We start from the raw sequence: 26,592 nt of genomic DNA on the forward strand, positions 1-26,592 counted from the left end.
CTCACTCGGGGAAGATACTCTCCGGCAGGTACGCCGTAACCGTCCAGTTGGGCGCGTCCACGACTTCACTGATTTTGAGGTCTACCGCCGCTGAACAGAGGATGTACGCCTCACCGCGGGTCAGACCGCGTTCGGATTCGAGGTGCGAAATCATGTGGCGAACGGCCTTCTTCGTCGCCTCCATCAGGTCGTCCGCGATACCGGCCGTTCCGTACATCGGTTCGTCCGAACCGGTCGGGGTGAACGGCCCCATCGTCTCCAACTCGGGTTGCGAGATGGACTTCTCCTTCAGCACGTCGAACCGCGCCGTAACGAACATCGGCGCTTCGATGCCGGTCACGCAGACTTCGCCGTCGCCCTGCGCGGCGTGGCAGTCGGCAGTGGAGAACAACGCGCCCTCGACTTCGATGGGCAGGTACAGTGTCGACCCTTTCGTGAGGTGCTTGATGTCGAAGTTCCCACCAGTGTCACGCGGTGGAAGTGTGTTGTGCGCGCCGTTTGCTTCGGGTGCGACGCCTGCGATGCCGGGGAACATGTCCAGTGGTACCTCGATTCCGTTCACGAAGTGCGCCACGTCGTCGTCGAGGTCCCAGACGTGGAGGCCAGCCTCTTCGAAGTCTTCGGGGAGGAGGCCGAGACCCATCTCCCCCGGCATATATCCTGTGTAGCCCCAGCCTTTGTGTTCGAAGTCGAGAAACTCGACTGCGAGTACGTCGCCCGGTTCTGCACCTTCGACGGCGACAGGGCCGGTGAGTGGGTGAACCGGGTCGAAACTCGCGTTGGCGAGGTCTTCGGCGGTCGAATCCGGCGTGATTTGTCTGTCCAGTGCGTCGCGGCACTCGAACCGGACGACATCGCCGGGTTCGACCGTCACGAGTGGGTCCAGACTGTTGTCCCACTTGTTGTGGATGTTTTCGTCGGTGTCGCTCAGTTCGTAGTCGACGGTGTACTCTGGCATGCGCTAGCAAAGAACGTGCTGAAGTGACAAAAACTAGCTAGCTGTCGGGGTGTGAGTTCGAAAATGCAACCGTATCGAGGAGAGAGTGGCCGCGGCTTACGCTCGTCGAACCGCGCGGAGCACAGCTCCGCTGGCTCGACGAGTCGTTTCACTCCTCGTCGAAGAGGGTCTCGCCTTCGACCATGTGCTCTTCGACGGCGTCCATGTCGAGCGTCAGGCCGAGACCCGGCTTCTCGGGAATCTCGATGTAGCCGTCCTCGATGACGGACTCCTCGACGAGGTCCTCCCACCAGCCGAGTTGGTACGAGTGGTACTCGACGGCCAGCGAGTTCGGGATGGCCGCGCCGACGTGGGCGGACGCCATCGTCGCGATGGGCGACGAGACGTTGTGCATGGCGACCGGCACGTAGTACTGGTTCGCGACGTCGGCAATCTTCCGCGTCTCGCGCATGCCACCGACCTTGGGCATGTCGGGCGCGACGATGTCGACGGCCTGATTCTGGATGAGACGGCGGAGTTCGGTCACGCGGTAGCGGTTCTCACCGACCGTGATGGGGGTGAGCGTGGACTTCGTGACTTCCTCTTGGACTTCGAGGTTCTCCGGCGGGACGGGGTCTTCGAGCCACCACACGTCGTAGTCCTCGATGGCGGCGGCGAGACGCTTCGCACTGCCGCCCGAGAAGGTCCAGTGGCAGTCGAACGCGACGTCTGCGCGGTCCTTCACGCGTTCGGTGACGGCTTCGACGATTTCGGCCTTGTGCCGAATCTCGCCGGGGCGAAGGTGACGGTTCGCGCGGTCCTTCTCGAGACCGGACGGAACGTCGAGGTCGAACTTCAGGGCGTCGTAGCCGAGTTCCTCGACGACACGCTCTGCTTCGTCGGCACAGGCCTGCGGGTCGGCCTCGTCGGCCGTGTGGCAGTCACAGTAGACGCGAACCTTATCGCGGTACTTGCCGCCGAGCAACTGGTAGGCAGGAACGTCGAGAATCTTGCCCGCGAGGTCGTGGAGAGCGATTTCGATTCCGGAGATGGCCGTGACGGTGACACCCTCCACAGAGCCTTCACCGGACATCTTCTGGACGAGGTGCTCGTAGAGACGGTCGATGTCGAGGGGGTTCTCGCCGATGATGAACGGCTTCATGCGCTCGATGAGTTCTGGGACGCCAGCACCCCAGTAGGCCTCACCGGTGCCGACGATGCCCGCGTCGGTGTAGACACGGACCAGAGTCCACGGGAAGTTGCCGTCGACCATCGTCGTCTGTACGTCCGTAATCTCCACGTCTCGACCGCCACCGCGCGTCGCGGTCACGCCCATCGTGTCTGCGGAGAGTTCTCGCATCGTATACTCCGCGTTGGGGTCGTGAAGGTCCGCGTAATTCTTTCCCATAGATGGTGGTTTACTCGGACGCCAGTAAAGTTTTTGCGACCGAGGCGACAGGTGCGGTGTCGCTTGGAGGGCATGGGTGATGGGCTATGACTGTGGTCGGGGGCGGTTGATGCGCAGACCGGTAATTCAGTAGTTAGTGACAATATACGACTACTGAACGTTCACCTTTCTCGAGATTCAATTTCAGTGTCAGAGCTAACAGACTCCTCGAATCCGGTAGTTAAGATGCTTATACCGGTACATTCTGTAGTAGCTGAAACACACGAATTTGTGAAATTCAGGTAGTCGGTAGATAACGAAGAGGAATTCCCGTGAACGAAGACGTGTATGTCGGGAGACAACACAATCGAACTTTCGCGTCGAAAAGTGCTCGGTGGACTCGCACTCATCGGTGCCGCATCAGCGACTGCCGGTGCCGGAACCATCGCCGCGCTCACAGACACTGAGAACAGCAACGGTAACCAAATATACGCGGGCCGGATGGACCTGCGAATCAACGGTGGCGATTCGAGTGTCACCCTGCTCAACACGAGCAACAACCCCATCGTTCCCGGTGACAGCGGTTTCGGCTGTGTCACCCTGAAGAACTCTGCCAACAGCAACGTTGGCGGGGCAGTCGACGTCCGCATCACTCGCGTGGCCAACAAGGAGAACGGCCGCGAGGAGATGGAGAAAGAGGCAGGAGACACCACTGGCGGAAACAACGGCGGTGAACTCGGTGAGTACCTCAAAGTCCGAATGTACTTCGAGGACAGTTCGGGCAACCGAACCTACCTCGGGGACGACCAGTACCGGAAAGCGAGCAACCGCCTGCAGGCGGGGAAGACGTTCCAGGTTCACTACCCGCTCGATGTGAGCGAGGAAGCAGACTTCTGTCTCGACTGGAAGCTTCCGGCGTCCGCACCGACGACCATCCAGACCGACAGCGTCGAAGTCGACTTCGCCTTCGACATGACGCAGGCTGTGTTGGGCACCGCCGGAACTGGGTTCCCGAGTTGGACCGGTGACAAAGAGTGGGATGCCAAAATCCGCTACGGTGACGGGCAAGATAACGGTGCAACCGGTGGTGCAGCAGAGTTCGCGATTTCGAGCACTCAGACTGGTTCGCACGCCTGGGCGAGCGGTGTAGCAGAACCGTTCTCGTTCAGCTACGACGCTACTGCAGGAACCGCGACTATCGATGTGGATGGTGACACGCTGACGGCATCCGTGCCGGCAGCGACGACGGGGCGACTCGGAATCATCGCAAAAGGCGCGAATGCCGACGTCGAAGTAACCGGGCTCGAACTCAACGGCCTCAGCGTCGCGCCTGGTTCCGTCACGTCCCTCTCGGGGTCCGGCAACCAACACGTCGCACTCGACGGACTCGACTTCTCGAACGGGTTCGAACTGACCGGAACTGTCGAACTCACCTACTCCGGGTCGCCAAGCAACGAAGCAGGCATTCAATTCGACGTCCAGTAAGCACTGACCGACGGCGGACTTTCCGCCTTCGAACCATCCCCCAATCACCCATTTCAGTACATGAACTCATCCGCGTCACACTCACTCCGCGTCGTCGGCGCAGTCATCGTCGTAGCAGCAGTCGCCGTTGCGGCCGTTTACGCACTTCCGGGACTCGTCGGTGCCGAGCATAGCTACGTCGTCCTCACGGGCAGTATGGAACCCAGCATCGGCGCTGGGGACGTCGTCATCGTCGACGAGCGACCCACGGACCGTATCTCAGAGGGTGACGTCATCACGTTCGTCCCCGGCGGGTACAGTTCTCAGAGCGACGTGCGCGTGACTCACCGTGTCGTCGACATCCACGAACGTGCCGACGGCCTGTACTTCGAGACGAAAGGCGACGCCAACGAGGACCCGGACCCCGCACTCGTCCGTTCAGACCGGGTCATTGGCGTCGTCATGTTCCACATCCCGTGGTTCGGATACGTCGTCTCCTTCGCGGGGACGTCGCTCGGAAAGATTTCACTGGTCGTGGTACCCGCTGCCTTACTCGCAGTGACCGAACTCCGCGCGCTGGTTCGTGGCACCCGGGAGCGCAAGGAGGGTGACGTATGACCCGTAGAGGCTGGACTGCACTCGTCAGCGTCCTCGTCTTCGGACTGCTGCTCGGGTCGACGGGGGCATACACGTTCGGGATCTTGACCGACACCGAGTCTTCGAGCGCCGTCTTCGGAGTCGGTGTCTTCGACGCACCTGACGCGCAGAGTGCTGCGGTCAGTGAAGACACTCAGGAGAACGCCACGTCCTCGTCTGAGTTCGTCACCGTGATTGACGACGCAAACGAGTCCGCCAAGCCGACGCAGACACCGTTCACCGAGAACAGTTCGTCGGAGGAGACGACCGATTCGAATCAGACGACGAGTGAAACGCCGGCGACACTGACCGGCGAACCGAGTGGAGAGTCGACTAACTCGACGAGTACACCGATGGAGACGACAACGGAGACACCCACCAGTACCCAAACAAGCACGCCAACCGAAACACCAACCAGTACCTCGACTGCGACAGCGTCACCCACAGGTGAGTGAACTGAAACGCGACTCGAGCACAGAAAATCCGTCTATCTCGTCGCAGTCTGTCTGTCCGACTCAGACCGATGCACGCCCGTCGAGGGAGTCACTGAACGTCGTCCGAACGAGAGCGTCGAGGTCGGACGGAAAGTCGAGGCAGGCGAGTTCGTCTTCGGGGGCAAACGTCGGGTCGACGTCGACGCCGCGGCGACGAAGTGCGAGCACACGCCAGAGGTATGCGAGTCTGAGGAGTCGAATCGCGTCCCGTTCGTCCGCGTCGCTCCGGACGCGGTAGGTTACCCACGCAGAGTCCGGGAGAACGTGGTGCGGGTCAGCGAGGCCATCCGCGACGAGGCTATCACGGACCCGCTTGGTGATGGCGAGGTCGACGATACCGACGTCGTGGACGTGGCCAATCTCCTTGTCGGCGACGAGAAACTCGGTGCCACCGAATCGGTGCGGAGCGGTTTCGACGCCCGGCCACTGGCGGACGTGTGAGACGATGCTGTCGATTGTCGCGGTCACGGGGACGGTACGCCCGCCGAGAACATAAGCGAGTGTCTACCGGAGAAGAGGAGCGCGGTCAGACCACGTTTGCCTGTTCGAGGCTGTCGACCATCCGTGACTGCAAGATACCGTTTATCGGGAGCAACAAAAGCCACGAGAGGATTGCGAGTGTCGTGTCGAAGTTGGCGATGACGATGGAGAAGACGAACACCAGCGGCGATGCGAGGAACCGCGCCCCTTCGAGGACGACGAGCGTCGACGTGAGTCCCTCTTCGAGGATGTCGTGCCGCGAGGCGTAACTCCACAGCAGCGTGAGGGTCAGTCCGGTGAGTGCCAAGATACCCGCGTAGAACATGACGCCGAACTGCGTTGGATAGGTACTGAACAGACTCGTCCCGTACGGGACGAACGCTACCATGAGCAAGAACAGCAGATTGAGCCAGACGACGCCTTTGTCGTGTGCTTCGATGTAGAGGAATATTCGGCGGTGGAGCACCCAGTAGAAGCCAATCACCAAGAAACTCAACACGTACGCGAAGAACTCGTGCCACTGTTCGAAGACCAGATTCGAGAGTATCGAAACGGGTCTCCCCGGTGGAATCTCTGGGACAGTGATTTCGAGAACTAACAGCGTGATTGCGATGGCGATGACGCCGTCGCTCAGCGCGAGTAATCGGTCCGTCTCTTCTTGCTCCCGGCGAAACGAGACTCCCATACCAACCCTTTTGTTGTCAAGCGAGAACTATGTTTCCACAGTCAGACAAGTTGGTGATTTGACACGGATGGCCAGTCTGAAGCAAAAACCGCCGTACATCACGACTATCACGAATACGTGAAAGTTGCAGCTTCACAGACACTCTGACAGCACAGGTATTCTGGCATTAAAACTCGTTAGGAACGGTAATTATCGGGTGAGGGAATGTCCGTGGTCGTCAGTGAGGCGGGAGACTACCAAACAGTCGATGGGTCTCCCCACTGCACGTGCGCACAGACAGGTAGATAACTCGTAACGAAACCGACGGAAGACAAATAAGCAAGTGGATATGTCTTCGACTCCCCCAGTTGCATTGTCATCCAGAATAGTCCACGGTGGTTCCGCCCCGGCCCGAGTCGCCACACTCCCCGCGGAGTTCAGTCACGCTCGTGCCCACGACGACGGCAGTACAGGGAGTAGCCACTCATGAACAGAGCACAACTCGGTGTGGTCGGAATCGTCGTCGTCGTCGTCGCGTTCGCGTTCCTCTCTGGGGGCTTGAACGCCCCCAACGAGTCAGGCCCTGCATCGGATGCAGACGCCAGTCTCGGTGCAGAGACCACAGACCCGACCGACGAATCACCCACAGACGGCGGTGAAACGGTCGAAGAACCCCTCCTTGCAGACGACGGGTCCGACGACCCGGCGGCAGACGGCGAGGACGCCTCGGGTGACGACGACACCGAACAGACGAGCGGAACGGTCGAGTCGCTCGACGAGGCGGACGACTCGACGTCGTCGGAGAGTCAAACGACCACAGTCCTCAGATACAAGAGTTCCTCCGAGTTCGACAAGGAAGACGACAAACCGCCGTACACTGGCGCCACGAACGACGGCAGTGACGACACCGAGTCCAACACGAACGACGATTCGACCACGACTGACGACTCGTCGTCGGCCGATGGTGACGCCACACCGACTGACACCCCCAAGGAATCGACGCCAACCGACGACAGCGACGAATCGACGCCAACTGACGAGTCGACGCCGACCGACGACAACGACGATTCGACGCCGACCGACGACTCAGGAGGGATGTGCACGGTATAACGTCGTAGACACAGTCAGGTGTTCGGCGAGAACACCACACGGAGTTCACCGGCGGTCCCCGCTTTTTGCGAGTCGTGTTCCCGCAACGAGTCGTTCTCTTCTTCTCCGTTACTCCACGAGTAAGTTGAGCGCGAATGCTGTTCGGAGCATCGACGCGGCGTCGCCTCTGTCGAAGACGAGTCCGTCTGTCTCTTCGACGTGTTCGAGCACGCCGGGAGACGAGTGGTCCGGTGCGGCGGCGAGTCCACGGTTCCCGTCTGCAGCCCAGCGCATCACGTCGAGGTCCGACTTCGAGTCACCCATGACCAGCACGAACGGGTCGTCCACGCCGAGAACCTCCAGTGCGGCCTCTACACCTGCTGCTTTGTTCAAATCGACTGCGGACAGTTCTGCGGCGTCGGCGTGGTAGTAGGCGACGGTGACTCGGTCCAGCGTCTCGGCGACGTCGTCCGGAACGGTCGTCTCCGGGTCTGGACGTTCCTCTCTGTCGGCGAGGACGCCGTCGATTTCTGGGTCGCGTTCGGCGTAGTACGCACGCGTCCACGTCGGCCCCTCTGGGTCGTCGGTGACTGCCTCACCGAGGAGGTCCAGCATGTACACGAGTGACTCGTCGATGACTTCTTCGGCGTCGTCGCTTCCGGTCTCGAAGTTGGGCTTGAGTGTGACGTTGAACTCGTTGCCTTGGAGGTGGACACACCCACGGAGACCCTCTGGAAGGTCACGAATCACGCGGCCACGAACCGACTCGAAGACCGACTGCACCGCGTCGTCGAGCGTCTCGTAGAGGAGGCGCTTCGTGTTCGGCCCGTGTCCGGGTGTGAAGACGCCCGTCCCCGCCTCGTAGACGATGCTCACGTCGCCAGAGTGGACGAGTTCGTTGCCGAGACCTTGAATGGCGAACCCCTTGACGTTCTCCAACGTCTGGCCGGTGCAGATGACGATGGGGACGTCCATCTCGTGGAACTCGGTGAGGAGGTGGAGCACCTCTCGGGGAATCTCGTTGTCAGTCCGCCCTGCCGACCGAAGCGTCTCGTCCACGTCGAGGACGAGTGCGTTGACTGCCCGGCCGTACTTCGTGTACAGGTCGAGGGCGGTAAACGCCTGGTCTCTCGTCGCGCGGGCGGCGAGTTCGGCGTATCGGTCCCCGTCCGGGATGCCACGTCGGATACGGTCTTTTCTGTCGGTCAGTTCGTCGTCGACCTCCTGCCAATGTGAGAGCGCCACCGAGGAGTCGAGTGGGGGCAAGAGGTCCACGAAGTCCTGTGCGTCGCGGACTGCGTCAGCGTCGAAGTTCCCGTACAGTCGGTACAGGAGGTCGTACCGCTCCATGAGACGGGGTGGTCACGCAGTCGCATTAAACCCGCGTGGCCGGCGATTCGTGTCAGGGGCCGGCGCGTCGTCGTCGGCCGACCCCGCAACCCTGATACTGACTGGACGACGACGTGTGCACATGGCACATTGGACTGACAGTATCGTGGGCGACCGGATGACGGTCGACCGCGAGTTCAACGACCACGTGATGAACTCTCGCTTCAACAGCCAAGAGTGGGGCCTCATCATGACGGCGACGGAGTTCGAAATCGAGAACGCGGACGACCCGGACGCGGCGCGAATCGTCGCAGACACCGAAAAAGTTCCACAGATTATCCCCGAACTCGACAACATCCGCAAACAGATGGGCGCGATGGGCGGGGCCGGCGGGCAACAGGACTCGTCGTCGGGTGGCGGCATCGTCGATTCAATCAAAGGTGCACTCGGACTCGGAGACGGCGGGAAGCAAGGTCAACAGGAAAAACTCGAAGACGCCGAGCGACTCACACAGGCCTACGCGGACGCCCTCCAGGACCACCTCGAGAAGAAAGGCAAGTGGGAACAGGTCAGAATCGCGTATCAAGAGTGACTGTTCAGTAGCACGACGAGATGGCCACGTGGGGGCGAAAGCGTCGTCTCAGTACTCGTCGCCGGCGTGGAACAGCGTCCGCTCGCTCGCTTCGTAGATGTTCATCAGTTCGTTGATGAGTTCGTCGTAGTCTTCGTCTTCTTCGCGCAGGTTGTCGAGTCGTTCGATGGTGGAGTCGTCGACGTGGATTTGTGGCATACGTACTCCCACGCCACGTGACACCTTAAGCGGCCGGGGAAATCGAATCGAAGACCGACGAATCGGCGTGGTTCGAGTGGACCACGAGACGAGTAGACGTCGGCGAAGAAGAAAGACGGCGGCGAAGGTGACGGCAGAAGACCGGCACCTGAAACGACGCGACGTTACTTGAACAGCGTCTGTCCGGCGCTTCCGGAGACTTCCGTCAGGTCGGCGTGCACGTCTGCGATGCGGGCGCGGATGTCGCGTCCGACGACGCGGGGGTCGAACACCGACTTGTCCGGCGACCATTCAGTCTCGTTGAAGAACGTGTCACGAGCGTCCTCGACGCCTTCCGGCGGGACGATGGCGTCGGGGGTCTCGCGGTAGAGGTCGTACGCGGTGCGCGTGTACTCGTACTGGTAGCGCGTGTCCTTGTTGACCTTGCAGATGCCGTGTTTGAGCATCTCTTGGAGTTGGTCGGGTTGGACGCCGGACGACCCGTGGAGGACGAGTGGCGTGTCGAGGCCGTGGTCCTTGAGGGCCTGCCGGATGTCGTGGGCGAGGTCCGGGCGGAGTTCCAGGTCCTTGCCCTTGGCGACGCCGTGTTGCGTGCCGACGGAGATAGCGAGGAGGTCCGCGCCCGTCTTCTCGACGAACTCGACGGCCTGCTCGGGGTCCGTGTAGAACGCCTCTTCGGCCTCGATTTCGTCTTCGACACCCTTGATTTGGCCGAGTTCGGCCTCGATGAGGATGTCGGAGTCCGCAGCCTCGACCATCTCGACGACTTCCCGACTCGTCGCGACGTTCTCGTCGAACGGTTCGTGGGAGGCGTCGATCATGATGGACGACGGGATGTCGAGTTCTATCTGCTGTTCGATGAACTCGAGGTCCGTCTGGTGGTCCATGTTGAGGAAGACGCCGATATCGTACTGGTCGGCAATCGTCTCGATGTAGGTCCCCATGGCCTTCAGGCCCGCAACGGGGTCGCCGTTGCCGGCGAACTTGCAGGCACCGCCGCTGAGTTGGAGCAACAGGTCCGAGTTCATCCGGTCGGCACCCTCCACGAGTCCCATCATGACGTTCGGTTCCGCGACGTTACTCGCGACGAGACCGAACCCTTCGTCGAGCGCCTCGTCGTATACAGTGGCGAGTTCCTCCCCGCCGTAGAACGGCATTATGCGTTCACCTCGTGTTCGGCAACGAACGCGAGGATAATAATCTATGGGAAACCGGTTTCGATTTTGCACGTTCTCGTTCGTTCATTTTCGAGTTAATTTTCAGCGAGCGCGAGACGCGTCGCTCAGAACCGTGAAAAAGACGGGATGACGAAGTGGCGAGAGTTAGGAGAACAGCTTCTTCAGGCGTGCGAACAGACCCTTTTCGGGGTCGCCGCCGCGGCGGACTGGTTCCTCAGATTCCGCTTTGGACTCAGAGTCGACCGGTTCGTCGTCCGCCGACTCGGCGTCGCTTCCGTCGTCGCCGAACGAGACGGACCCGGTCTTCCCCGCTTCCGCGAGTTCGACTGCCTGCTCGATGATTGCCTCGGCGTTGTTGACGCCGTCTTTGACGGTGCCTTTGACGACGAGTTTCCCGTCGAATCGGTCGCGACTGACCGACGTGTCCGAGGTGATGATGACCGCGTCGGCTTCCGCGATAGCCTCAGACGACAGTTCGTCTTGGGTCCCCATGGCGCCTTGCACTTCGACGTCGATGTCGTGGCCGAGACGCTCCCCGGTCTGCAGGAGGTTCTCCGCCGCCATCTGGCTGTGTGCGATACCCGTCGGACAGGATGTGACTGCGACTAATTTCATTGGTCTGTGGTTAGGAGGTTAGTGACTTCATCTTTGGTGTCAGCCGCGAGAACCTTTGCAGCGAGCGCTTCTGCCTCCGCTGTGTCCGTCTCCGTGACGGCCGCTTTCACGTGCGGAACCGTGACCGCACTCATGCTCAACTCGTCTAACCCGAGGCCGACGAGGAGTTCGGTGAGGTCCGGGTCGCCCGCCATCTCGCCGCACATGCCGACCCAACAGTCGTGACCGTCTGCTGCCGAGACAGTCGCGTCGATGGCGTGCAGGACCGCAGGTTGGCGATAGTCGCCGAGTTCAGAGACGCGTTCGTTGCCGCGTTCTGCGGCCATCACGTACTGCGCGAGGTCGTTCGTCCCGATACTGAAGAAGTCGACGTGCGGTGCGAATCGGTCGGCCATGAACGCCGCGGCGGGTGTCTCTATCATGATGCCGAACTCGGGCATCTCGTGGGTGAGACCCTCCTCGGCGAGGTCGGACGCGACGGATTCGAATCGCTCGCGTGCCTCGTGGAGTTCCTCCAGCGTCGTCACGAGCGGAAGCATCACCGACAGTCGCGTCCCGTCGGTGCTTCCCGCGGCCCGCAACAGCGCGCGAATCTGAGTCTCGAAGAGCGACGCGTCGGGGCCGAGCGACCGCCGAATCCCGCGCTCACCGAGGAATGGATTCTCCTCTTCCGGCAAGTCGAGATACGGAACCGGCTTGTCGCCGCCGATGTCGAGGGTTCGGACGACGACGCGGCCGTGTTCGAACGACTCCAGTGCGTCGACGTACGCCTCGAACTGTTCGTCTTCGTCCGGTGGGGACTCGCGGTCTAAGAAGAGGAACTCACTTCGGAACAGGCCGATACCGTCGCCCCCGCGGTCGACTGCGGGTTCGAGGTCGGCAAGCGTTCCGACGTTGGCCGCGACTTCGATGCCGACGCCGTCGGCCGTCTCCACGGGACCGCTCCGGACGTGAACGTCCGCCTCGGCAGCGGCGGCCGCTTTCGTGTCGTCGCCGGGGTTGACGACGAGGTTACCCGCGTCGCCGTCGACGACGACTTCTGTCCCGTCTTCGACTGACTCCAGTTCCTCGCCGACGCCGACGATGGCGGGCAGGGCGAGCGACCGGGCGAAGATGGCTGCGTGAGACGTTCTGCCGCCGGTTACGGTCACGAAGCCTGCGACGCGCTTCGGGTCGAGTTGCGCCGTGTCACTCGGCGTGAGACGCTCGGCGACGACGACGCTTCCCTTCGGGAGCGACGAGAGGTCGACGCGTTCGCTGTCCGAGATGACGCGAACGAGTCGGTCACGGATGTCACGCAGGTCGTCTGCGCGTTCGCCCATGCGTCCGCCCATGCTCTCGAACTGCTCGACGAACCCAGTGAACGTCTCTTGGACGGCGTGTTCTGCCGGTAATCCGCCTTCGATGGCGTCGGTGACGCCGTCGGTAATCTGCGGGTCGTTGAGGAACTGCACGTGGGCGTCGAACACGGCAGCCTCTTCTTCACCGACGCGTTCGGCGGTTCGCGCGCGTTCCGTCTGCAACTCGTCTTCGGCGTCGCTCCGCGCCTCGTCGAAGCGGGCGAGTTCTGCGTCGGCATCGACGTCCTCGGGGGCGGGCGGTTCTGGAAGGTCGGCGTCCGGGCGGTACCAGACGACCTTCCCGACCCCGGAGAGCGGTGTCACGCCGATACCAGAGAGGGTTCGTTCGGCCATGGTCAGTGTTCGGCTTCAGGCGTCGAAAGGATATCTTCTAGTGCGTCGAGGACCGCTTCTGCATCGTCGCCTTCGGCGACCAGGCGCACGTCTTCGCCGGCGGAGACGCCCAGTCCAGTCACGGCGAGCATACTCGCAGCGGGTGCCAGGTCGTCGGAGTCCGCGCGGCCGAGTTGCACGTCCGCGTCGTACTCGTTTGCCGTCTCGACGAACTTCGAGGCTGGTCGTGCGTGGAGGCCGTCTTCGGGGACGACGGTGACGATTCGCTCCATCAGGCCACCACCTCGCTGAGGATGTCCTGAACCGTCTCCTTGCTCTCTGCTTCGAGGAGGTTCTCCCGCACGTCTTCGTGCATGAGCGACCGAGAGAGTGCGCTCAGAATCTGGAGGTGGTCTTCGCCACCCTCGGCGGGGACGAGAATCATGAACAACAGGCGTGCCGGCTTGTCGTCCATGGCGTCGAAGTCGATTCCCTCGGTGGAACGAGCGAATGCGACGGTCGGCGTGGTGACTGCGTCCGTCTTCGCGTGTGGGATGCCGATGCCGAAGCCGACGCCGGTGGTCGCCTCTTCTTCTCGTTCGAGGAGTGCGTCGAGCGCCGCCTCGCGGTCCTCGACACGCCCTGCGTCGACTGCCAGGTCGAGCAGGAATTCGATGGCTCCGTCCTTGGTCGCCGGGGGCTCTTCGAGTGAAATCAGTTCGAGCGGTGTGATTGTGCTGATGTCTGCTACGTCCATGGTACTTCGTTCGGGTATGGAAAGATTGGTCAGGTGCCGTGGTCAGTCGTCGCTGCTCTGTGCCGAACTCGCCGTAACTTCGAAGTCGGGCTTGATACCCGTCGCGATAGCGGCCGTCACGAGCGAGCCGAGCAGGATACAGCCGATGAACGCGAACGGCTGGTTCGACAGCGGGACGACGAAGATGCCGCCGTGGGGTGCAGGCATCGTCACGCCGAGTGCCATCGAGGCCGCACCCGCGACTGCACTGCCAGCCACGACGCTGGGGATGATGCGTGCGGGGTCTGCTGCTGCGTAGGGAATCGCACCCTCAGTGATGAACGAGAAGCCGAGGAGAACGCCGCTCTTGGCGTTCTCGTACATCTCTTCTGCGTACTTCTGCGGTGCGATGAAGTTCGAGAGCGCGAGGCCGATTGGCGGGACCATCCCGGCAATCATCACGGCGGCCATCGGGGCAGTGACGCCCTCGGAGATGAGGCCGACCGAGAAGACGTACGCCACCTTGTTGATGGGGCCGCCCATGTCCGACGCCATCATCGCGCCGAGGATGGCACCGAGGACGATGGCCTGACCGCCGCCTTGCATGTTGCTCAGGAAGTTCGTGAGGCCCGCGTTCGCGATGGAAATCGGGACGCCCAGCACGAACAGCATAATCGGCGTCAGGACCGCAGTGGTCGCCACCGGGATGAGGAGCACCGGCATCATCGGTGCGATGAACTCCGGCACGTTGCGCTGTTTGAACCAGCGAGCGACGATACCGGCGAGGAACCCGGCCACGATTGCGCCGAGGTAGCCGGCACCGGCCGACCCACCCTGGAGACCGATGACGTCACCGGCCGCCTGCAGGACGTTTCCTTGCTGGATGATGTACGAGAGGATGAACCCCGGTGCCAGGCCCGGACGGTCGGCGATTGCGTACGCGATGTACGCACCGAGGACCGGAACCATGAGCGTGAGTCCCGCCACACCGATTTGGGCGAGGAACCAGCCTGCCGTGCCAGTGCTACTGAACACGTCTTGTACGTTGTTCGAAAGCGAGGCTACCGCGTAGCCCAGCGCCAGGAAGATTCCGCCGATAGTCACGAACGGAATCATGAACGATACCCCTGTCATGAGGTCCTCCTTCACCGACGTGAGGTAGGACCGAACCGCGTCTTCTGCATCGTTTGCCATAGTGTTGCCACCCCGTTATCGTTTCTACGCGTATATCTTCAAAAACCCTTTCGAATATGAATGTTCCTGACTGTTTTAGTCCTTAACAAACATTCGTCCGAAATGTCAGCGAGTCCGGACAGTGGCCACGTCGACGCGTGTCTCGTTCGTGAGCACGTCTTCGAGGTGAGGTACCCGAGTTCCGGCGACGCCGACGACACGTGCAGCAGTGAGAATCCCCATTCGGAGCGCGTCAGAATCGCTCATCCCGTGTTCGAGTGCCGCGAGGAATCCGGACAGAATCGCGTCACCAGCCCCGACGGTATCGACGACGTCGACGTCGAGTGCCGGCGCAGACAGGATTTCGTCTTCGGTCACGAGGACAGCACCGTCCGCCCCGAGGGAGGCGAGCACGTACTCGAACTGCCCGTCACGGAGCTCTTCTGCCGCAGCAATCGCGTCTTCGTTCGTCTCGACGGTTCGCCCAGTCGCTTCGGCGAGTTCCGACCGATTGGGTTTACAGACGAAGTAGTCGGCGTCGAGTTCCGCGAGGTACTTCCCGCCCATGTCGACTGCCGTTCGCCAGTCACCCGCCCGCGCGAGTCTATCGACCGATTCGAGCGCCATTCCGCGCGGGAGACTGCCGCCGACGAGGAGGGTGTCGGGTTCGTTCGCCTGCGCCGCCTCGACGAGTTCGTCCACGTCGCTGTCGACGATGTGCGGGCCGTTGTGGTTGAGTTTGTACTCGCCGTCGTCGGCGAGAACGGTCGTGTTCAATCGGGTGTGGTCGTCGATGTTCACGAAGTCGCTCGGGACGCCATCCGCGTCGAGTCGGTCACGAACGAACGTCCCGAAGTGACCACCGAGGAACCCAGATGCTGTCGCCTCGACGTCGAGCGCGGAGACGTACTTTGCGACGTTGATTCCTTTGCCGCCGGCGGTGAACACCGCGTCGTCGGTTCGGTGGACGACGCCGGGTTCGAGTGGTTCGTCGAAGTGAATCGTGTGGTCTACCGCAGGGTTCGGTGTAATCGTGAGAATCATTGGGAAACTCCGTCGACGACTTCGACGCCCGCGCTCTCTATCTCCTCGCGCGTCGCGGGGTCGAGTTCGCCGTCAGTGATGAACAGGTCGATGTCTTCGAGCGTCGCGAACTGGACGAAACTTCGGCGGTCGAGTTTGGAGGAATCGGCGACGAGGACGACTTTGGCAGCCTTCTCGACCATCAGTTCTTTCATCCGGGCTTCGTCTTCGTTCGGCGTCGTCAGCCCCGACTCGACGTCGAGTGCGTTCGTTCCCAAGAAGAGAACGTCGAAGTTCGTCCGTTGCATGAACGATTCTGCAGTCGGGCCGACGAGTGCGCGCGTCCGGCGGCGGAGGGTCCCACCGGTGAGTTTGACCTCGTTGTCCTCGTCGTTCAGTTCGATGGCGAGTCGCGGCGAGTTCGTGACGGCGAGAACCGTGCCGTCTTTCGGGACGGTCCGGGCGACTTCCATCGTCGTCGTCCCCGCGTCGAAGAAGACGACCTGTCCCTCGGCGAGTTCCTCGACAGCGCGTTTCGCGATTGCCCGCTTCGCGTCGAGGTTCTGTACTTCTTTTTGCCCGTAGGTCTGCTCTCGGCCGACGGAGGTCACGGGAACGGCCCCACCGTGCGACCGTTCGACCAGCCCGCGGTCTTCGAGTTCGCGTAAATCACGACGTATCGTCGCCTTCGAGTACCCGAGGTCCTCGGAGAGTCCCTCGACCGAGCGGCCGTCAGACTCGGAGACGAGTTCGACGATACGGCGTTTTCGCTCTGCTGGTAACATCTGTAACGATTCCTCGTTAGATGGGAAGTGGGAGACGAGCAGAGTTAATTGTTTATGTTGGATTCCGTTCGTATGTGTTCGGAATCGGGGGAGAGACGAACAGGAACGAAAATGGATTCCGACGAACTGCACGTCGGGCGTGGGTGGGCAGGGGCGAGACCGCAAATTGTCACCGTACAGTCGGGCACGACTGCACGCAGCGTACCACAGCGTGAAGAGAGACGAGTCGGCGACCAGTCGCGACCGGTCGATTAGAGGCGGTCGAGGATGGCCGCAGTCACGTCTTCGGTAGACGCGTCGCCGCCGAGGTCCGGCGTCCGCGGACCGTCTTCGAGGACGCCTTCGACTGCCGCACGAACCTGCTCGGCCTCGTCCGCGTAGTCGAGGTAGTCGAGCAGCATGGCGGCCGAGAGGATGGTGGCCGCCGGGTTTGCGATACCCTCACCGGCGATGTCGGGGGCAGACCCGTGGACCGGTTCGAACAGGGCGCTGTCCGGGCCGATGTTGGCCGACGGGAGCAGTCCGAGTCCGCCGACGAGACCCGCAGCGAGGTCCGACAACACGTCGCCCGCGAGGTTCGGACAGACGATGGTGTCGAACTGCGTCGGGTCGAGACAGACGCGCGTCGCGAAGGCGTCCATCAGGACTTCTTCGGTCTCGACGCCGCGTTCGTCTGCGACGGAGACGACGGCGTCGCGGAAGCGTCCATCCGTCTCGCGCATGACGTTCGCCTTGTGGGCGACCTGGAAACTGCCGCCTTCGCCACCGACGTAGTCGCAGGCGTACTCGGCGAGTCGCTCCGAGGCGGACGTCGTCACCACGCGTGTGAGCGTGGAGAGGTCGTCCGAGAGGCGGTCTTCGTGGCCCGAGTAGACGCCCTCGGTGTTCTCTCGGAGGAAGACGAGGTCTGTCTCCGGACGGAGTGCGTCGACGCCTGGGTACGCTTTCGCCGGACGGACGTTGACGAACGAATCGACTGCCGTCCGAAGCGGGAGGATGACGTCGGCGGCAGTCTCGCCTGCCGCGCCGAACAGGGTCGCGTCCGATTCGGCGACGAGGTCGTAGGTCTCCTGCGGGAGCGCCTCGCCCGTCGCTTCCTTCACGTGGTCGCCGGCGTCGGCTTCCACGAATTCGAAGTCGCCGACGGCGTCGAGTACGTCGACGGCGGCGGGGATGACTTCGCTCCCGATTCCGTCACCAGGGATGACGACGATTTCCTCAGTCATCGACGTAGGGGAGAGATTGGGCTTTCTCGGCGACTGCGTCGGCGTTCGACTTCATGAGCGCCGTCGTGTCCCAGACACCCTCGGTGAGTGCCTTTCGCTGTGCGTCGTCGACGGTCACGTCTACGGTGGTCTCTCCGTACGTGACCGTCTCGTTCCCCACGTCGACGTCGATGTCGCCGTCGGGGTTCTCGTCGACCCACTCCTGGAGTTCGACGATCGTCTCGTGGTCTGCCGTGACCGTCGGGATACCGAGTGCGAGACAGTTGCCGGCGAAGATTTCGGCGAACGACTCGCCGACGATAGCGTCGATTCCCCAACGCATGAGCGCCTGTGGGGCGTGTTCGCGCGACGACCCACACCCGAAGTTGGCGTTGACGACCATGATGGAGGCGTCCTGGAAGTGCGCCTCGTTCATCGGGTGGTCTTTGGGTTCGTCGTGTTCGTCGTATCGCTGGTCGAAGAACGCGAACTCGCCGAGGCCGTCGAACGTGACGACTTTCATGAACCGCGCCGGGATTATCTGGTCCGTGTCGATGTCGTTGCCGCGGATGGGAACGCCCGACCCAGAAGCGGAGTCAATCTCTGGAATCTCGTCGGTCATGCCGTGGTCACCTCCTTCAGTTCGCGGACGTCAGTCACTTCCCCGGTGATGGCCGCGGCAGCGACCATGCGCGGGTTCATCAGGACGGTGCGGCCGTCTTTCGACCCCTGCCGTCCGATGAAGTTCCGGTTCGACGAGGACGCAGATGCCTCGTCGCCTTCGAGTTGGTCTTCGTTCATGCCGAGGCACATCGAACACCCTGCTTCTCGCCACTCGAAGCCAGCGTCTTCGAACACCTGGTCGAGGCCTTCCGCTTCGGCGGCGGCCTTGACGCGTTGACTGCCAGGGACGACCATCGCGCGGACGCTATCTGCGACCTGCCGGCCCTTTACGACCTCTGCGGCACGGCGCAGGTCGGGCATTCGGGCGTTGGTACACGACCCGAGGAAGGCGACGTCGATTTCGTAGCCCTGCATCGTCTCGCCGGGTTCGACGCCCATGTGTTCTTGGGCCATCCGGGCGGTGTCCTGCTTCTCTTCGGGCAGGTCTTCTGGGGCCGGGATGGGTTGGGTGATGCCGACGCCCTGTCCGGGCGTGGTGCCCCACGTGACGACGGGTTCGAGTTCCGACCCGTCGATGGTGACGACGTCGTCGTACTCGGCGTCCTCGTCGGAGCGGATGGACTCCCAGTACGGTTTGAGTTCGTCGAACTTCTCGGGGTTGTCCTGGAAGTAATCGGTCTGCTTCAGCCACTCGTAGGTGGTCTCGTCGGGGTTGACGTAGCCCGCGCGAGCACCGCCCTCGATGGACATGTTGCAGATACTCATCCGCCCTTCCATGTCGAGGTTCTCGATTGCCTCGCCGGCGTACTCGTAGACGTAGCCGACGCCGCCTTCGGTTCCGAGACGACGGATGATTTCGAGGACGACGTCCTTCGCTTCGACGCCGGGGCCGAGTTCGCCCGTGACCTCGATTTTGCGAACCTTCTTTTTCTCCATCGCGACGGTCTGAGTCGCCAGTACGTCGCGGATTTGGCTCGTCCCGATACCGAACGCCAGCGCACCGAACGCGCCGTGGGTCGAGGTGTGACTGTCACCACAGACGATGGTCATGCCGGGTTGGGTGAGACCCTGCTCTGGCCCGATGACGTGGACGATACCCTGGTCGCCAGAGGTTGGGTCCGAGAAGTTGATTCCCGCGTCGCGGACGTTCTGTTCGAGTTCGGACATCATCTCTTCGGCGGCGTCGTCACGGAACGGCCGCGACTGGTCCGACGTGGGGACGATGTGGTCGACTGTCGCGTGCGTACGCTCTGGGTACGCGACTTCTAAGTCGCGTTCTTGGAGCATCCCGAAGGCCTGCGGACTCGTCACCTCGTGGATGAGGTGCAGGCCGCAGAACAGTTGCGTCTGGCCCGTCGGGAGTTCGGAGACGGTGTGTTCTTCCCACACCTTGTCGTAGAGCGTTCCCTCACTCATCTACGTCACCCGGTACGGACCGGACGGGACCGTCGTCGCGGCCGCGTTTCCAGACTTCGTTCGCGTCCGCGCCGTTGCGCGGGGTGTGGTCGACGTCTTCCATCGTCTCGGACCCGCCGGTCATCTCCGGCGTGGTTCCGGCCACTTCGCCGCCGTCGGTGGCGGCCGGACCGCGCTCGTAGACCGTCGTGAAGGTCTCTCCCGTATAGGGATTGGTGTGGCTGATGTCTCCCATTCGTTCGGCTGTGTCGTCTCGTGTTTCGTTTCGTGTCATGTGTGTGGGGCGCTGCTGGCTGGTCAGTCGTCTGCTGGTGCTTCTGCTTTCTCTGTGTCGTCGGCGTCGTCGCCCCACGCGAACAACTCGCGGAGCGGTGCGCCGACCTGCTCGATTTCGTGGTTCTCTTCTGCTTCCTTGAGCTGGGTGTAGGACGGACGACCCGCCTGATTCTCCAGAATCCACTCGCGGGCGAAGGTGCCGTCTTGGACCTCTTCGAGGACCTCTTCCATGCGCTCGCGGCTGTGTTCGTCGACGATGCGGTCACCGCGGGTCAGGCCGCCGAACTCCGCGGTGTCGGAGACGGAGTGCCACATGCCGCCGAGTCCATCTTCGTACATCAGGTCGACGATGAGCTTCAGTTCGTTCAGGCACTCGAAGTAGGCCATCTCGGGGGAGTAGCCCGCGTCGACGAGCGTCTCGTAGCCCTGCTTGACGAGCGAGGTGACGCCGCCACAGAGGACGGCCTGCTCACCGAACAGGTCGGTCTCGGTCTCTTCTTGGAACGTCGTCTCGATGACGCCCGCACGAGTACAACCGATTGCGTGGGCGTACGCCAGCGCTTCTTCTTTCGCCTCGCCGGTCGTGTCCTGATAGACGGCGATGAGGCCGGGGGTCCCTTCGCCAGCCTCGTAGTTCCGGCGGACGAGGTGGCCGGGCGACTTCGGCGCGGCGAGCGTCACGTCGACGTTCTCCGGCGGGCGAATCTGGTTGTAGTGGATGTTGAACCCGTGGGCGAACTGGAGTGTGTCGCCGTCGTCGAGTCCGTCGCGAATCTCCTCGAACACTGCCGGTTGGACGGTGTCGGGGACGAGGATAGAGACGATGTCGGCTTCCGCGGCGGCCTCGGCGGGCGTCGCGACGCGGAGTCCGTCTTCGCGTGCTGCTGCGCGTGACGAGGAGTCGGCACGGAGGCCGACGACCACGTCGACGCCGCTGTCGGCGAGGTTCTGTGCGTGGGCGTGGCCCTGACTCCCGTAGCCGATGATGGCGACGGTCTTGTCGTCGATTTGGGAGCGGTCTGCGTCGTCGTCGTAGTATACAGTGGTGCTGAGTTCGGTCATTGGGTATTTGTCGTGGGTTTCGTCGGTTCGCCGGAGGTTCCGGGTTCCTCTCCGGGGACGGTCTTCTTCGCGCCGTGGGCGAGGGCGGTCTGGCCGGTTCGGGCGATTTCGATGATACCGAATCGGCGGAACGCGTCCACGGCGTCGTCTATCTTCCGCTCGTCGCCGGTGAGTTGGACCGTGATAGTCTCCGGCCCGGCGTCGAGGGTCGTGCCGTCGTACATCTCCGTGATGGCGTGGACCTTGTCGGGGTCCTCACCGCGAACCTTCAGGAGGACGAGTTCCGCGCGAACGGCGTCGTCGTCCAGTTCGCCGATAGAGATGACGGGCTTGAGTTTCGCAATCTGCTTTTCTATCTGGTCGATGCCGGGGTCGGGTTCTTCGACGACCATCGTGATACGCGAGTGGCCGTCGACGGTGGTCGGACCGACCGTGAGGCTCTCGATGTTGAACTGGCGCCGTGCGGCGAGGCCAGCGACCCGCGAGAGGACACCGGGTTCGTCCTCCACGATGGCCGAAAACACCGTGCGGCGTCGTTCGGGTTCTGACTCCGCTTCGGGGTCGATGCGGATACCTTGCGAGTTGCGTCGGCCTTCTGGGTGAGGCCGTTCTTCGGGTGCTGGACCCTGCAGGCCGACTTCTTTGTCACTCATAATTGGTCCTCCGAGAGTGCGAACTTTCCATTCGGTGCGCCCGAGGAGACCATCGGGTAGACGTTCTCCGCCGGGTCGACGTGGAAGTCGATGACCGACGGTCCGTCGTAGGCCAGTGCCTCTTCGATGGCGTCTGCAACCTCGTCGTAGGAGTCCACAGTCCACCCGCGGGCACCGAACGCCTCGGCGAGTTTGTCGAACTGCGGACACCACTCGTAGCCGGCGGCCATGCGACGTCCTTCGAAGAAGGCGTCTTGCCACTGGCGGACCATCCCGATGTACTCGTTGTTCAGGATGGCGATGGTGATGTCAAGGTCCTCGCGCACGGCGACCGAGAGTTCCTGAATCGTCATCAAGAACGAGGCGTCGCCGTCGACACAGACGACAGTCTCGTCGTCGTCAGCGGCGAGTCGGGCACCGATGGCGGACGGGAGGCCGTAGCCCATCGTGCCGAGGCCGTGTGAAGAGACCCACCGGCGCGGTTCGCGGAACGTCCAGTACTGGGCGGCCCACATCTGGTGTTGGCCGACCCCGCTCGTGACGATGGTCTCGTCGGGGGTCGCTTCGTCCAGCGCTTCGACGACGAACTGCGGTTTCAGAGGTTCGTCCTCTGGTGCCGCGTAGTCCATTGGGTACTCGTCTTTCCAGACGAGACACTGCTCGCGCCACTCGCGGGCGTCCGGACTGTGTTCCATCTCTGCACCGATGCGCTCGATGGCGGTGCCGGCGTCGCCGACGACTGGGTAATCTGCGTGGATATTCTTCGATATTTCCGCCGGGTCGATGTCGACGTGGACGACTTCCGCTTCGGGTGCGAAGGTGTCGATGCCGCCGGTCAAGCGGTCGTCGAATCGCGTCCCGATAGCGATGAGGCAATCGGTGTGGGTGATAGCCATGTTGGCGTATCCGGTGCCGTGCATCCCTGCCCACGAGAGGCAGAGTTCGTCGTCTTCCGGCATCGCGCCGATTCCGGGCATCGTCGTGACGACCGGAATCTGGTGCTCGGTCGCGAAGTTCCGGGCGACGTCGGTCGCATTACCCTTGACGACTCCACCGCCGAACAGGAGGAGTGGTTTCTCCGCTTGTTCGATTGCGCGGGCGGCCGCTTCGACCTGTGCATCGTCTGGGTCAGTCCGCGGACGGCACGTCTCTGGCGGACGTGCTTCGCCGGGTTCACGGTCGGTCTCACCGAGGGAGGTGTCCTTCGGTAAGTCGACCAGCGTCGGGCCGGGTCGGCCTTCGGCGGCCAGCGCGAACGCTTCGCCGACGGTGTCACCGACGGTGTCCGGAGACGAAGCGAAGTAGTTGTGCTTCGTGATTGGGGCAGTGACGCCCGTCGTGTCCGTCTCCTGGAACGCGTCGGAGCCGACCATGTCCGAAGGGACCTGGCCGGTGAGTGCGAGCATCGCATCGGAGTCCATGTTGGCGTCGGCGATGCCGGTCACGAGGTTCGTCGCACCGGGACCGGACGTTGCCAGACAGACACCCGGGTCGCCGCGAACGACGCCGTAGGCGTCTGCAGCGTGGGCCGCGCCCTGCTCGTGGGCCATCGTCACGTGACGGATGTCGGAGTGGTACAGGGCGTCGTAGATGGGCATGATTGCCCCGCCCTGCACGCCGAATGCCGTCTCGACGCCGGCGTTTTCGAGCGCGCGGACGACGGCAGTCGCGCCCGACGTGACCTCGGTCTGTGTCGGGTCGTCGTCGGACTGTGACGACGCGTCTGCGTCGGCAGCCGCTGCGGTGCGTTCACTCATGTATGGCCTCCGTGGCGGTGTGTTGGTCGTCGATATCGATGCGTGTGCTGTCGGTCGATTGCGTGGTACTGGTGCTCCATGGTTGGGGACTGCTGAAGTGTCTGAAAACGGTGCGAACCCGAGGACTGAGAGATGGAGTGTGAGGGGGCTATGCCCCTACAATAATGAGCGACCGAACAGCAGCGACGGTGGCAGCGCTCGCCGCTGACTGCGGCGAAGCGGTTGCCAATCGTGCGTCGTGCTGGTTCATCGTATGGCACACGTACTCCCGGGTCATAATAACTGTTGCGCGGCGGGCAACGATTGCACGCCGGCCGGGACAGAGTGCAGGGCGGTCGCCCAGTAGGGCCACAGCCCAGCGCCATCAGGCGCGGACCTCCTCCTCTCTCTCGTCTTCGTGGGTGACACCGACGTCGCGGGCGAACGCCTCGAGCGTGGTGTCGTTGACGCGCTCTTTCTCCGCGCCGTAGTCTTTGACGCGGCGGGTTACCTCACGGACCTCGGCGTCCGTGGGTTCGAACCCGATATCTGCGAGGCGCTTGCGAACCGAGTGCGTCCCCGTGTGTTTGCCGAGTACGAACTCGCGCGTGGCGCCGACCATCTCGGGGGTCATGACGCCCGGTTCGAACGTGTCGGCGTTCTCGATGACGCCGGCGGCGTGGATGCCGCTCTCGTGGGAGAAGGCGTTCCGGCCGACGACCGGCTTGTTCGCCGGAATCGGGATGTCGGACGCCTTCTCGACGATGCGAGCTAACTCGGTGATTCGAGTGGTGTCGATGCCGGTGTCGACGCCGTAGAGGGATTCTGCGGCCATGACGACCTCCTCGTAAGCGGCGTTTCCGGCACGTTCGCCGATGCCGTTGACCGACACCTGTGCCTGTGCGGCACCTGCTTCGAAGCCGGCCATCGCGTTGGCCGACGCCAGTCCGAAGTCGTCGTGCGCGTGCACGTCGATTCGAGCGTCGGTGTGTTCGCGGACCGTCCGGACCATCCGGGCGAAGCGAGTCGGTGTCGCCACACCGCACGTGTCGGGGAGGTTGATCCAGTCGACGCCGGCCTCAGAGACCGCTTCGACGACTTCTATCAGGAACTCCTCGTCCGTCCGGGTGGCGTCCATCGGCGAGAACATTACTTCGGCGCCCGCGTCGCGGACGCGTTCGACACTTCGGACGGCCCGCTCGACAGCCTCTTCGCGAGAGGCGTGCATCGAGTCGGCCAACTGGACATCGCTGGTGCTCACGAACGTGTGAACCATGTCCACGCCGGAATCCAGCGCGGCTTCGATATCCTTGTCGACGACGCGGGCCAACCCACACGTCGTCGAATAGTCCGCCGAAGCAGCGATATCAGCGACTGCTTCGAACTCCGCATCAGAGTTCACTGGGAACCCTGCCTCGATGACGTGGGTGCCCATGTCGTCGAGGGTGGCGGCGATGTCGCGCTTTTCCTCGTAACTGAACGAGGTTCGCGGTGACTGTTCGCCGTCGCGGAGTGTCGTGTCGAAGATTCGTACGTCTTCGATTTCAGATTGTTGGGCTAATGTGCCCTGGAAGAACTCGACCCGCCGGGGAACCCGACGAATCCTCCGTGTCGTTGTGAGACATCGTGTCAGTCAGGTGTGGGAACTCGTATATAAATGTTTCTCCCAGACAGTATCACGGACGTTCACCAGCAACAGCGTGAGAGCACCACACACCCCTAATCGCTATACCTAAACGTCCTTATACGATATCATGTCATATGTTGTCCTGATACGGCGACACAGCATCCAACACCATCAAGCGATTAATTAACTCGATAGAGTTTAGAAACGATAATTCGACCCCGTTTCGCGCACTCACGATTGGACGAATGTTGTCCGAACCGGATGCTATCACACCACACGAACTGGGAGGGTGACTATGAGAGAGACACCGCTGACGCTGCCGTCACTGGACCGGGTCGGTAGTCCCACCAGCCACTCTCAGAGTTAGTCCCGCCACACTCTCTGGACGACGCTACCCACCGATAGTGACCGAACCCTTTTCTCGTCGCTCGACAACCGACCGGGTATGGGCGACTTCAACCTCAACTTGCAGACGGCCGAAGAACACCTCGACGAAGACGACGCCGAAGGCGACGTCGTCCTCGGCGTCCTCGACGGGTCGACACCCCCGGAAGAGTGGGTCCAGTCCATCGCCCGGGGAAACACGCTCTTTCTCGCCATCGAAGGTGACCTCAACAAACTCGCCGCGGGATTCGCACGCGACGTGAAGGACATGGGCGGTAATCTGATGCACTTCCGGAAGTTCCTCGTCGTCACGCCGCCGGGCGTCGATATCAACACGGACAACCTATAACGGTCCAGTCGTCGTCCCCCGCTTCTGTCTCCCCTCCACTCTTCTCGGGGTCTCTGTGTCTCGCAGTGACGCCGAACCCGACTCCCACTCACCCACGCAATCGACAGCACAGTTCGAAACTACACTCCACTCTCGACAGCGTCGTTCGAAACTACACTACACGCAAACGTGAGAGAAACCGGGCGCAACCTCCGATGGAGGAGGGCTTATGCGCGTTCCGGCCTACGGTACTATCATGCCGATGAAAGGTAGCGGACGCTCTCAGCTCCGTGAAATCGACCGATGGGACCACGGCGTCGGATGGCTTGCGTATCCCGAAGAAGGTATGCAACGGGCGAGTCACGCCGTCGAGGTAGACGGTGACGTCTGGGTCTTCGACCCAGTCGATGCTCCGGGTGTCGACGACTTGCTCGACGACCTTGGCGACGTCGCTGGCGTGGTCGTCGGCCTCGACCGGCACAAACGCGATGCGGCCGCGGTGGCGAACCGCCACGAGGTACCAGTCTACGTCGCGTCGTGGATGACGGGCGTCGCTAACGAACTCGACGCGCCAGTCGAACGATTCGGAAGCGAACTCGCGGACTCCGGGTTCCAAACGTTCCGTGTCGTCGATAAAACGGTCCCGCCGTGGCAAGAAGTCGGATTCTTCCACGAAGAACTCGACACGCTCGTCGTCCCCGAAGCAGTCGGGTCCGTTGGATACTACTGCGCCCCCGGTGAGCGACTCGGTGTCCACCCGATGCTCCGTCCCTTCCCGCCGCGCCGACTCCTCTCGTCGTTCGACCCCGAACGCCTGCTCGTCGGACA

Annotated in this window: 29 protein-coding genes; 7 read left to right on the forward strand and 22 right to left on the reverse strand. The window is 62.4% G+C overall.

Annotated elements, in window-relative coordinates:
• Position 1 precedes the first annotated feature (1 nt).
• On the reverse strand, positions 2 to 958 hold the full coding sequence (locus AUR66_RS00270) for an acetamidase/formamidase family protein (RefSeq protein ID WP_058570536.1): 957 nt from the start codon (positions 956 to 958) through the stop codon (positions 2 to 4).
• Between the two features lie 148 nt (positions 959 to 1,106).
• Complete coding sequence (locus AUR66_RS00275) at positions 1,107 to 2,345, reverse strand: mandelate racemase/muconate lactonizing enzyme family protein (protein ID WP_058570537.1); 1,239 nt, start codon at positions 2,343 to 2,345, stop codon at positions 1,107 to 1,109.
• A gap of 327 nt (positions 2,346 to 2,672) precedes the next feature.
• On the opposite strand from AUR66_RS00275, the gene AUR66_RS00280 reads away from it, so the two are divergent.
• From AUR66_RS00280 to AUR66_RS00290, 3 genes are read left to right on the forward strand one after another with little or no spacing between them, the layout of a single operon-like run.
• Positions 2,673 to 3,809: a choice-of-anchor W domain-containing protein gene (locus AUR66_RS00280; RefSeq protein ID WP_058570538.1), complete on the forward strand. Its 1,137-nt coding sequence runs from the start codon at positions 2,673 to 2,675 to the stop codon at positions 3,807 to 3,809.
• Between the two features lie 60 nt (positions 3,810 to 3,869).
• Positions 3,870 to 4,406: a signal peptidase I gene (locus AUR66_RS00285; RefSeq protein WP_058570539.1), complete on the forward strand. Its 537-nt coding sequence runs from the start codon at positions 3,870 to 3,872 to the stop codon at positions 4,404 to 4,406.
• Positions 4,403 to 4,879 (forward strand): hypothetical protein, encoded by a 477-nt coding sequence (locus tag AUR66_RS00290; protein ID WP_058570540.1) that lies wholly within the window; start codon positions 4,403 to 4,405, stop codon positions 4,877 to 4,879. The genes AUR66_RS00285 and AUR66_RS00290 overlap by 4 nt, the downstream gene beginning before the upstream one ends.
• Before the next feature lie 60 nt (positions 4,880 to 4,939).
• Here the strand turns inward: AUR66_RS00290 and AUR66_RS00295 are convergent, their stop codons facing one another.
• Both AUR66_RS00295 and AUR66_RS00300 read right to left on the reverse strand, forming a co-directional pair.
• Positions 4,940 to 5,386, reverse strand: a complete 447-nt coding sequence (locus tag AUR66_RS00295) for a luciferase domain-containing protein (RefSeq protein WP_058570541.1) — start codon at positions 5,384 to 5,386, stop codon at positions 4,940 to 4,942.
• A 58-nt stretch (positions 5,387 to 5,444) separates the two neighbouring features.
• Complete coding sequence (locus AUR66_RS00300; RefSeq protein ID WP_058570542.1) at positions 5,445 to 6,083, reverse strand: TMEM175 family protein; 639 nt, start codon at positions 6,081 to 6,083, stop codon at positions 5,445 to 5,447.
• A 465-nt stretch (positions 6,084 to 6,548) separates the two neighbouring features.
• On the opposite strand from AUR66_RS00300, the gene AUR66_RS00305 reads away from it, so the two are divergent.
• Positions 6,549 to 7,172, forward strand: a complete 624-nt coding sequence (locus tag AUR66_RS00305; RefSeq protein ID WP_058570543.1) for a hypothetical protein — start codon at positions 6,549 to 6,551, stop codon at positions 7,170 to 7,172.
• A gap of 108 nt (positions 7,173 to 7,280) precedes the next feature.
• Here the strand turns inward: AUR66_RS00305 and AUR66_RS00310 are convergent, their stop codons facing one another.
• Positions 7,281 to 8,501 (reverse strand): HAD family hydrolase, encoded by a 1,221-nt coding sequence (locus tag AUR66_RS00310; RefSeq protein WP_058570544.1) that lies wholly within the window; start codon positions 8,499 to 8,501, stop codon positions 7,281 to 7,283.
• Positions 8,502 to 8,622: 121 nt separating this feature from the next.
• On the opposite strand from AUR66_RS00310, the gene AUR66_RS00315 reads away from it, so the two are divergent.
• Positions 8,623 to 9,072, forward strand: a complete 450-nt coding sequence (locus AUR66_RS00315; RefSeq protein ID WP_058570545.1) for a DUF5799 family protein — start codon at positions 8,623 to 8,625, stop codon at positions 9,070 to 9,072.
• A 48-nt stretch (positions 9,073 to 9,120) separates the two neighbouring features.
• On the opposite strand, the gene AUR66_RS21595 is transcribed toward AUR66_RS00315, so the two are convergent.
• The 17 genes from AUR66_RS21595 to AUR66_RS00395 all read right to left on the reverse strand — a co-directional run bounded on the left by AUR66_RS21595 (position 9,121) and on the right by AUR66_RS00395 (position 25,058).
• Complete coding sequence (locus tag AUR66_RS21595; RefSeq protein WP_191965864.1) at positions 9,121 to 9,270, reverse strand: DUF7557 family protein; 150 nt, start codon at positions 9,268 to 9,270, stop codon at positions 9,121 to 9,123.
• A 164-nt stretch (positions 9,271 to 9,434) separates the two neighbouring features.
• On the reverse strand, positions 9,435 to 10,427 hold the full coding sequence (gene fba, locus AUR66_RS00320; RefSeq protein ID WP_058570546.1) for a class II fructose-bisphosphate aldolase: 993 nt from the start codon (positions 10,425 to 10,427) through the stop codon (positions 9,435 to 9,437).
• A 165-nt stretch (positions 10,428 to 10,592) separates the two neighbouring features.
• Complete coding sequence (gene ptfB / locus AUR66_RS00325) at positions 10,593 to 11,063, reverse strand: fructose PTS transporter subunit IIB (protein WP_058570547.1); 471 nt, start codon at positions 11,061 to 11,063, stop codon at positions 10,593 to 10,595.
• Positions 11,060 to 12,757: a phosphoenolpyruvate--protein phosphotransferase gene (gene ptsP, locus AUR66_RS00330; RefSeq protein ID WP_058570548.1), complete on the reverse strand. Its 1,698-nt coding sequence runs from the start codon at positions 12,755 to 12,757 to the stop codon at positions 11,060 to 11,062. The genes ptfB and ptsP overlap by 4 nt, the downstream gene beginning before the upstream one ends.
• A gap of 2 nt (positions 12,758 to 12,759) precedes the next feature.
• Positions 12,760 to 13,029 (reverse strand): phosphocarrier protein HPr, encoded by a 270-nt coding sequence (gene ptsH1, locus AUR66_RS00335; RefSeq protein ID WP_058570549.1) that lies wholly within the window; start codon positions 13,027 to 13,029, stop codon positions 12,760 to 12,762.
• Entirely contained in the window at positions 13,029 to 13,493 is a 465-nt protein-coding gene (ptfA, locus tag AUR66_RS00340; RefSeq protein WP_058570550.1) for a fructose PTS transporter subunit IIA, read from the reverse strand. Before ptfA ends, ptsH1 begins: the two co-directional genes overlap by 1 nt.
• A 42-nt stretch (positions 13,494 to 13,535) precedes the next feature.
• The gene (ptfC, locus tag AUR66_RS00345) at positions 13,536 to 14,666 is read right to left on the reverse strand and encodes a fructose PTS transporter subunit IIC (RefSeq protein ID WP_058570551.1); all 1,131 of its coding nucleotides are present in this window, start codon (positions 14,664 to 14,666) and stop codon (positions 13,536 to 13,538) included.
• Between the two features lie 105 nt (positions 14,667 to 14,771).
• Positions 14,772 to 15,689: a 1-phosphofructokinase gene (pfkB, locus tag AUR66_RS00350; protein ID WP_058570552.1), complete on the reverse strand. Its 918-nt coding sequence runs from the start codon at positions 15,687 to 15,689 to the stop codon at positions 14,772 to 14,774.
• Complete coding sequence (glpR, locus tag AUR66_RS00355) at positions 15,686 to 16,453, reverse strand: HTH-type transcriptional regulator GlpR (protein WP_058570553.1); 768 nt, start codon at positions 16,451 to 16,453, stop codon at positions 15,686 to 15,688. The genes pfkB and glpR overlap by 4 nt, the downstream gene beginning before the upstream one ends.
• Before the next feature lie 251 nt (positions 16,454 to 16,704).
• Positions 16,705 to 17,679: a 3-isopropylmalate dehydrogenase gene (gene leuB / locus AUR66_RS00360; protein ID WP_058570554.1), complete on the reverse strand. Its 975-nt coding sequence runs from the start codon at positions 17,677 to 17,679 to the stop codon at positions 16,705 to 16,707.
• Positions 17,672 to 18,280 (reverse strand): 3-isopropylmalate dehydratase small subunit, encoded by a 609-nt coding sequence (gene leuD, locus AUR66_RS00365; RefSeq protein WP_058570555.1) that lies wholly within the window; start codon positions 18,278 to 18,280, stop codon positions 17,672 to 17,674. Before leuD ends, leuB begins: the two co-directional genes overlap by 8 nt.
• A complete protein-coding gene (leuC, locus tag AUR66_RS00370) occupies positions 18,277 to 19,698 on the reverse strand; it encodes a 3-isopropylmalate dehydratase large subunit (protein ID WP_058570556.1) in 1,422 nt (473 codons plus the stop codon). The genes leuD and leuC overlap by 4 nt, the downstream gene beginning before the upstream one ends.
• Positions 19,691 to 19,972 carry a hypothetical protein gene (locus AUR66_RS00375; RefSeq protein ID WP_058570557.1) on the reverse strand — a complete coding sequence of 94 codons (282 nt, stop codon included), beginning with the start codon at positions 19,970 to 19,972 and terminating at the stop codon, positions 19,691 to 19,693. The genes leuC and AUR66_RS00375 overlap by 8 nt, the downstream gene beginning before the upstream one ends.
• A gap of 23 nt (positions 19,973 to 19,995) precedes the next feature.
• Positions 19,996 to 21,036: a ketol-acid reductoisomerase gene (ilvC, locus tag AUR66_RS00380; RefSeq protein WP_058570558.1), complete on the reverse strand. Its 1,041-nt coding sequence runs from the start codon at positions 21,034 to 21,036 to the stop codon at positions 19,996 to 19,998.
• Positions 21,033 to 21,689 carry an acetolactate synthase small subunit gene (gene ilvN, locus AUR66_RS00385; RefSeq protein WP_058570559.1) on the reverse strand — a complete coding sequence of 219 codons (657 nt, stop codon included), beginning with the start codon at positions 21,687 to 21,689 and terminating at the stop codon, positions 21,033 to 21,035. The genes ilvC and ilvN overlap by 4 nt, the downstream gene beginning before the upstream one ends.
• Positions 21,686 to 23,446, reverse strand: coding sequence for a biosynthetic-type acetolactate synthase large subunit (gene ilvB, locus AUR66_RS00390; RefSeq protein ID WP_058570560.1), 1,761 nt, complete (start codon positions 23,444 to 23,446; stop codon positions 21,686 to 21,688). The genes ilvN and ilvB overlap by 4 nt, the downstream gene beginning before the upstream one ends.
• Before the next feature lie 364 nt (positions 23,447 to 23,810).
• The gene (locus AUR66_RS00395; protein WP_231727695.1) at positions 23,811 to 25,058 is read right to left on the reverse strand and encodes a LeuA family protein; all 1,248 of its coding nucleotides are present in this window, start codon (positions 25,056 to 25,058) and stop codon (positions 23,811 to 23,813) included.
• A gap of 439 nt (positions 25,059 to 25,497) precedes the next feature.
• Between AUR66_RS00395 and AUR66_RS00400 the strand changes: the two genes are divergently transcribed.
• Complete coding sequence (locus tag AUR66_RS00400; RefSeq protein ID WP_058570562.1) at positions 25,498 to 25,785, forward strand: DUF5779 family protein; 288 nt, start codon at positions 25,498 to 25,500, stop codon at positions 25,783 to 25,785.
• A 235-nt stretch (positions 25,786 to 26,020) separates the two neighbouring features.
• A partial coding sequence (locus AUR66_RS00405; RefSeq protein ID WP_197409638.1) for a hypothetical protein occupies positions 26,021 to 26,592 on the forward strand: 572 nt, incomplete at its 3' end.

It is taken from the genome of Haloferax profundi (assembly GCF_001469865.1).
Classification (GTDB): Archaea; Halobacteriota; Halobacteria; order Halobacteriales; family Haloferacaceae; genus Haloferax; species Haloferax profundi.

What these genes read in the sequence shown, in the direction of transcription:
- AUR66_RS00270 (WP_058570536.1), bottom strand. Translation starts at nt 958, where the DNA reads ATGCCAGAGTACACCGTCGACTACGAACTGAGCGACACCGACGAAAAC.
- AUR66_RS00275 (WP_058570537.1), bottom strand. Translation starts at nt 2,345, where the DNA reads ATGGGAAAGAATTACGCGGACCTTCACGACCCCAACGCGGAGTATACG.
- AUR66_RS00280 (WP_058570538.1), top strand. Translation starts at nt 2,673, where the DNA reads ATGTCGGGAGACAACACAATCGAACTTTCGCGTCGAAAAGTGCTCGGT.
- AUR66_RS00285 (WP_058570539.1), top strand. Translation starts at nt 3,870, where the DNA reads ATGAACTCATCCGCGTCACACTCACTCCGCGTCGTCGGCGCAGTCATC.
- AUR66_RS00290 (WP_058570540.1), top strand. Translation starts at nt 4,403, where the DNA reads ATGACCCGTAGAGGCTGGACTGCACTCGTCAGCGTCCTCGTCTTCGGA.
- AUR66_RS00300 (WP_058570542.1), bottom strand. Translation starts at nt 6,083, where the DNA reads ATGGGAGTCTCGTTTCGCCGGGAGCAAGAAGAGACGGACCGATTACTC.
- AUR66_RS00305 (WP_058570543.1), top strand. Translation starts at nt 6,549, where the DNA reads ATGAACAGAGCACAACTCGGTGTGGTCGGAATCGTCGTCGTCGTCGTC.
- AUR66_RS00310 (WP_058570544.1), bottom strand. Translation starts at nt 8,501, where the DNA reads ATGGAGCGGTACGACCTCCTGTACCGACTGTACGGGAACTTCGACGCT.
- AUR66_RS00315 (WP_058570545.1), top strand. Translation starts at nt 8,623, where the DNA reads ATGGCACATTGGACTGACAGTATCGTGGGCGACCGGATGACGGTCGAC.
- AUR66_RS21595 (WP_191965864.1), bottom strand. Translation starts at nt 9,270, where the DNA reads ATGCCACAAATCCACGTCGACGACTCCACCATCGAACGACTCGACAAC.
- fba (WP_058570546.1), bottom strand. Translation starts at nt 10,427, where the DNA reads ATGCCGTTCTACGGCGGGGAGGAACTCGCCACTGTATACGACGAGGCG.
- ptfB (WP_058570547.1), bottom strand. Translation starts at nt 11,063, where the DNA reads ATGAAATTAGTCGCAGTCACATCCTGTCCGACGGGTATCGCACACAGC.
- ptsP (WP_058570548.1), bottom strand. Translation starts at nt 12,757, where the DNA reads ATGGCCGAACGAACCCTCTCTGGTATCGGCGTGACACCGCTCTCCGGG.
- ptsH1 (WP_058570549.1), bottom strand. Translation starts at nt 13,029, where the DNA reads ATGGAGCGAATCGTCACCGTCGTCCCCGAAGACGGCCTCCACGCACGA.
- ptfA (WP_058570550.1), bottom strand. Translation starts at nt 13,493, where the DNA reads ATGGACGTAGCAGACATCAGCACAATCACACCGCTCGAACTGATTTCA.
- ptfC (WP_058570551.1), bottom strand. Translation starts at nt 14,666, where the DNA reads ATGGCAAACGATGCAGAAGACGCGGTTCGGTCCTACCTCACGTCGGTG.
- pfkB (WP_058570552.1), bottom strand. Translation starts at nt 15,689, where the DNA reads ATGATTCTCACGATTACACCGAACCCTGCGGTAGACCACACGATTCAC.
- glpR (WP_058570553.1), bottom strand. Translation starts at nt 16,453, where the DNA reads ATGTTACCAGCAGAGCGAAAACGCCGTATCGTCGAACTCGTCTCCGAG.
- leuB (WP_058570554.1), bottom strand. Translation starts at nt 17,679, where the DNA reads ATGACTGAGGAAATCGTCGTCATCCCTGGTGACGGAATCGGGAGCGAA.
- leuD (WP_058570555.1), bottom strand. Translation starts at nt 18,280, where the DNA reads ATGACCGACGAGATTCCAGAGATTGACTCCGCTTCTGGGTCGGGCGTT.
- leuC (WP_058570556.1), bottom strand. Translation starts at nt 19,698, where the DNA reads ATGAGTGAGGGAACGCTCTACGACAAGGTGTGGGAAGAACACACCGTC.
- AUR66_RS00375 (WP_058570557.1), bottom strand. Translation starts at nt 19,972, where the DNA reads ATGACACGAAACGAAACACGAGACGACACAGCCGAACGAATGGGAGAC.
- ilvC (WP_058570558.1), bottom strand. Translation starts at nt 21,036, where the DNA reads ATGACCGAACTCAGCACCACTGTATACTACGACGACGACGCAGACCGC.
- ilvN (WP_058570559.1), bottom strand. Translation starts at nt 21,689, where the DNA reads ATGAGTGACAAAGAAGTCGGCCTGCAGGGTCCAGCACCCGAAGAACGG.
- ilvB (WP_058570560.1), bottom strand. Translation starts at nt 23,446, where the DNA reads ATGAGTGAACGCACCGCAGCGGCTGCCGACGCAGACGCGTCGTCACAG.
- AUR66_RS00400 (WP_058570562.1), top strand. Translation starts at nt 25,498, where the DNA reads ATGGGCGACTTCAACCTCAACTTGCAGACGGCCGAAGAACACCTCGAC.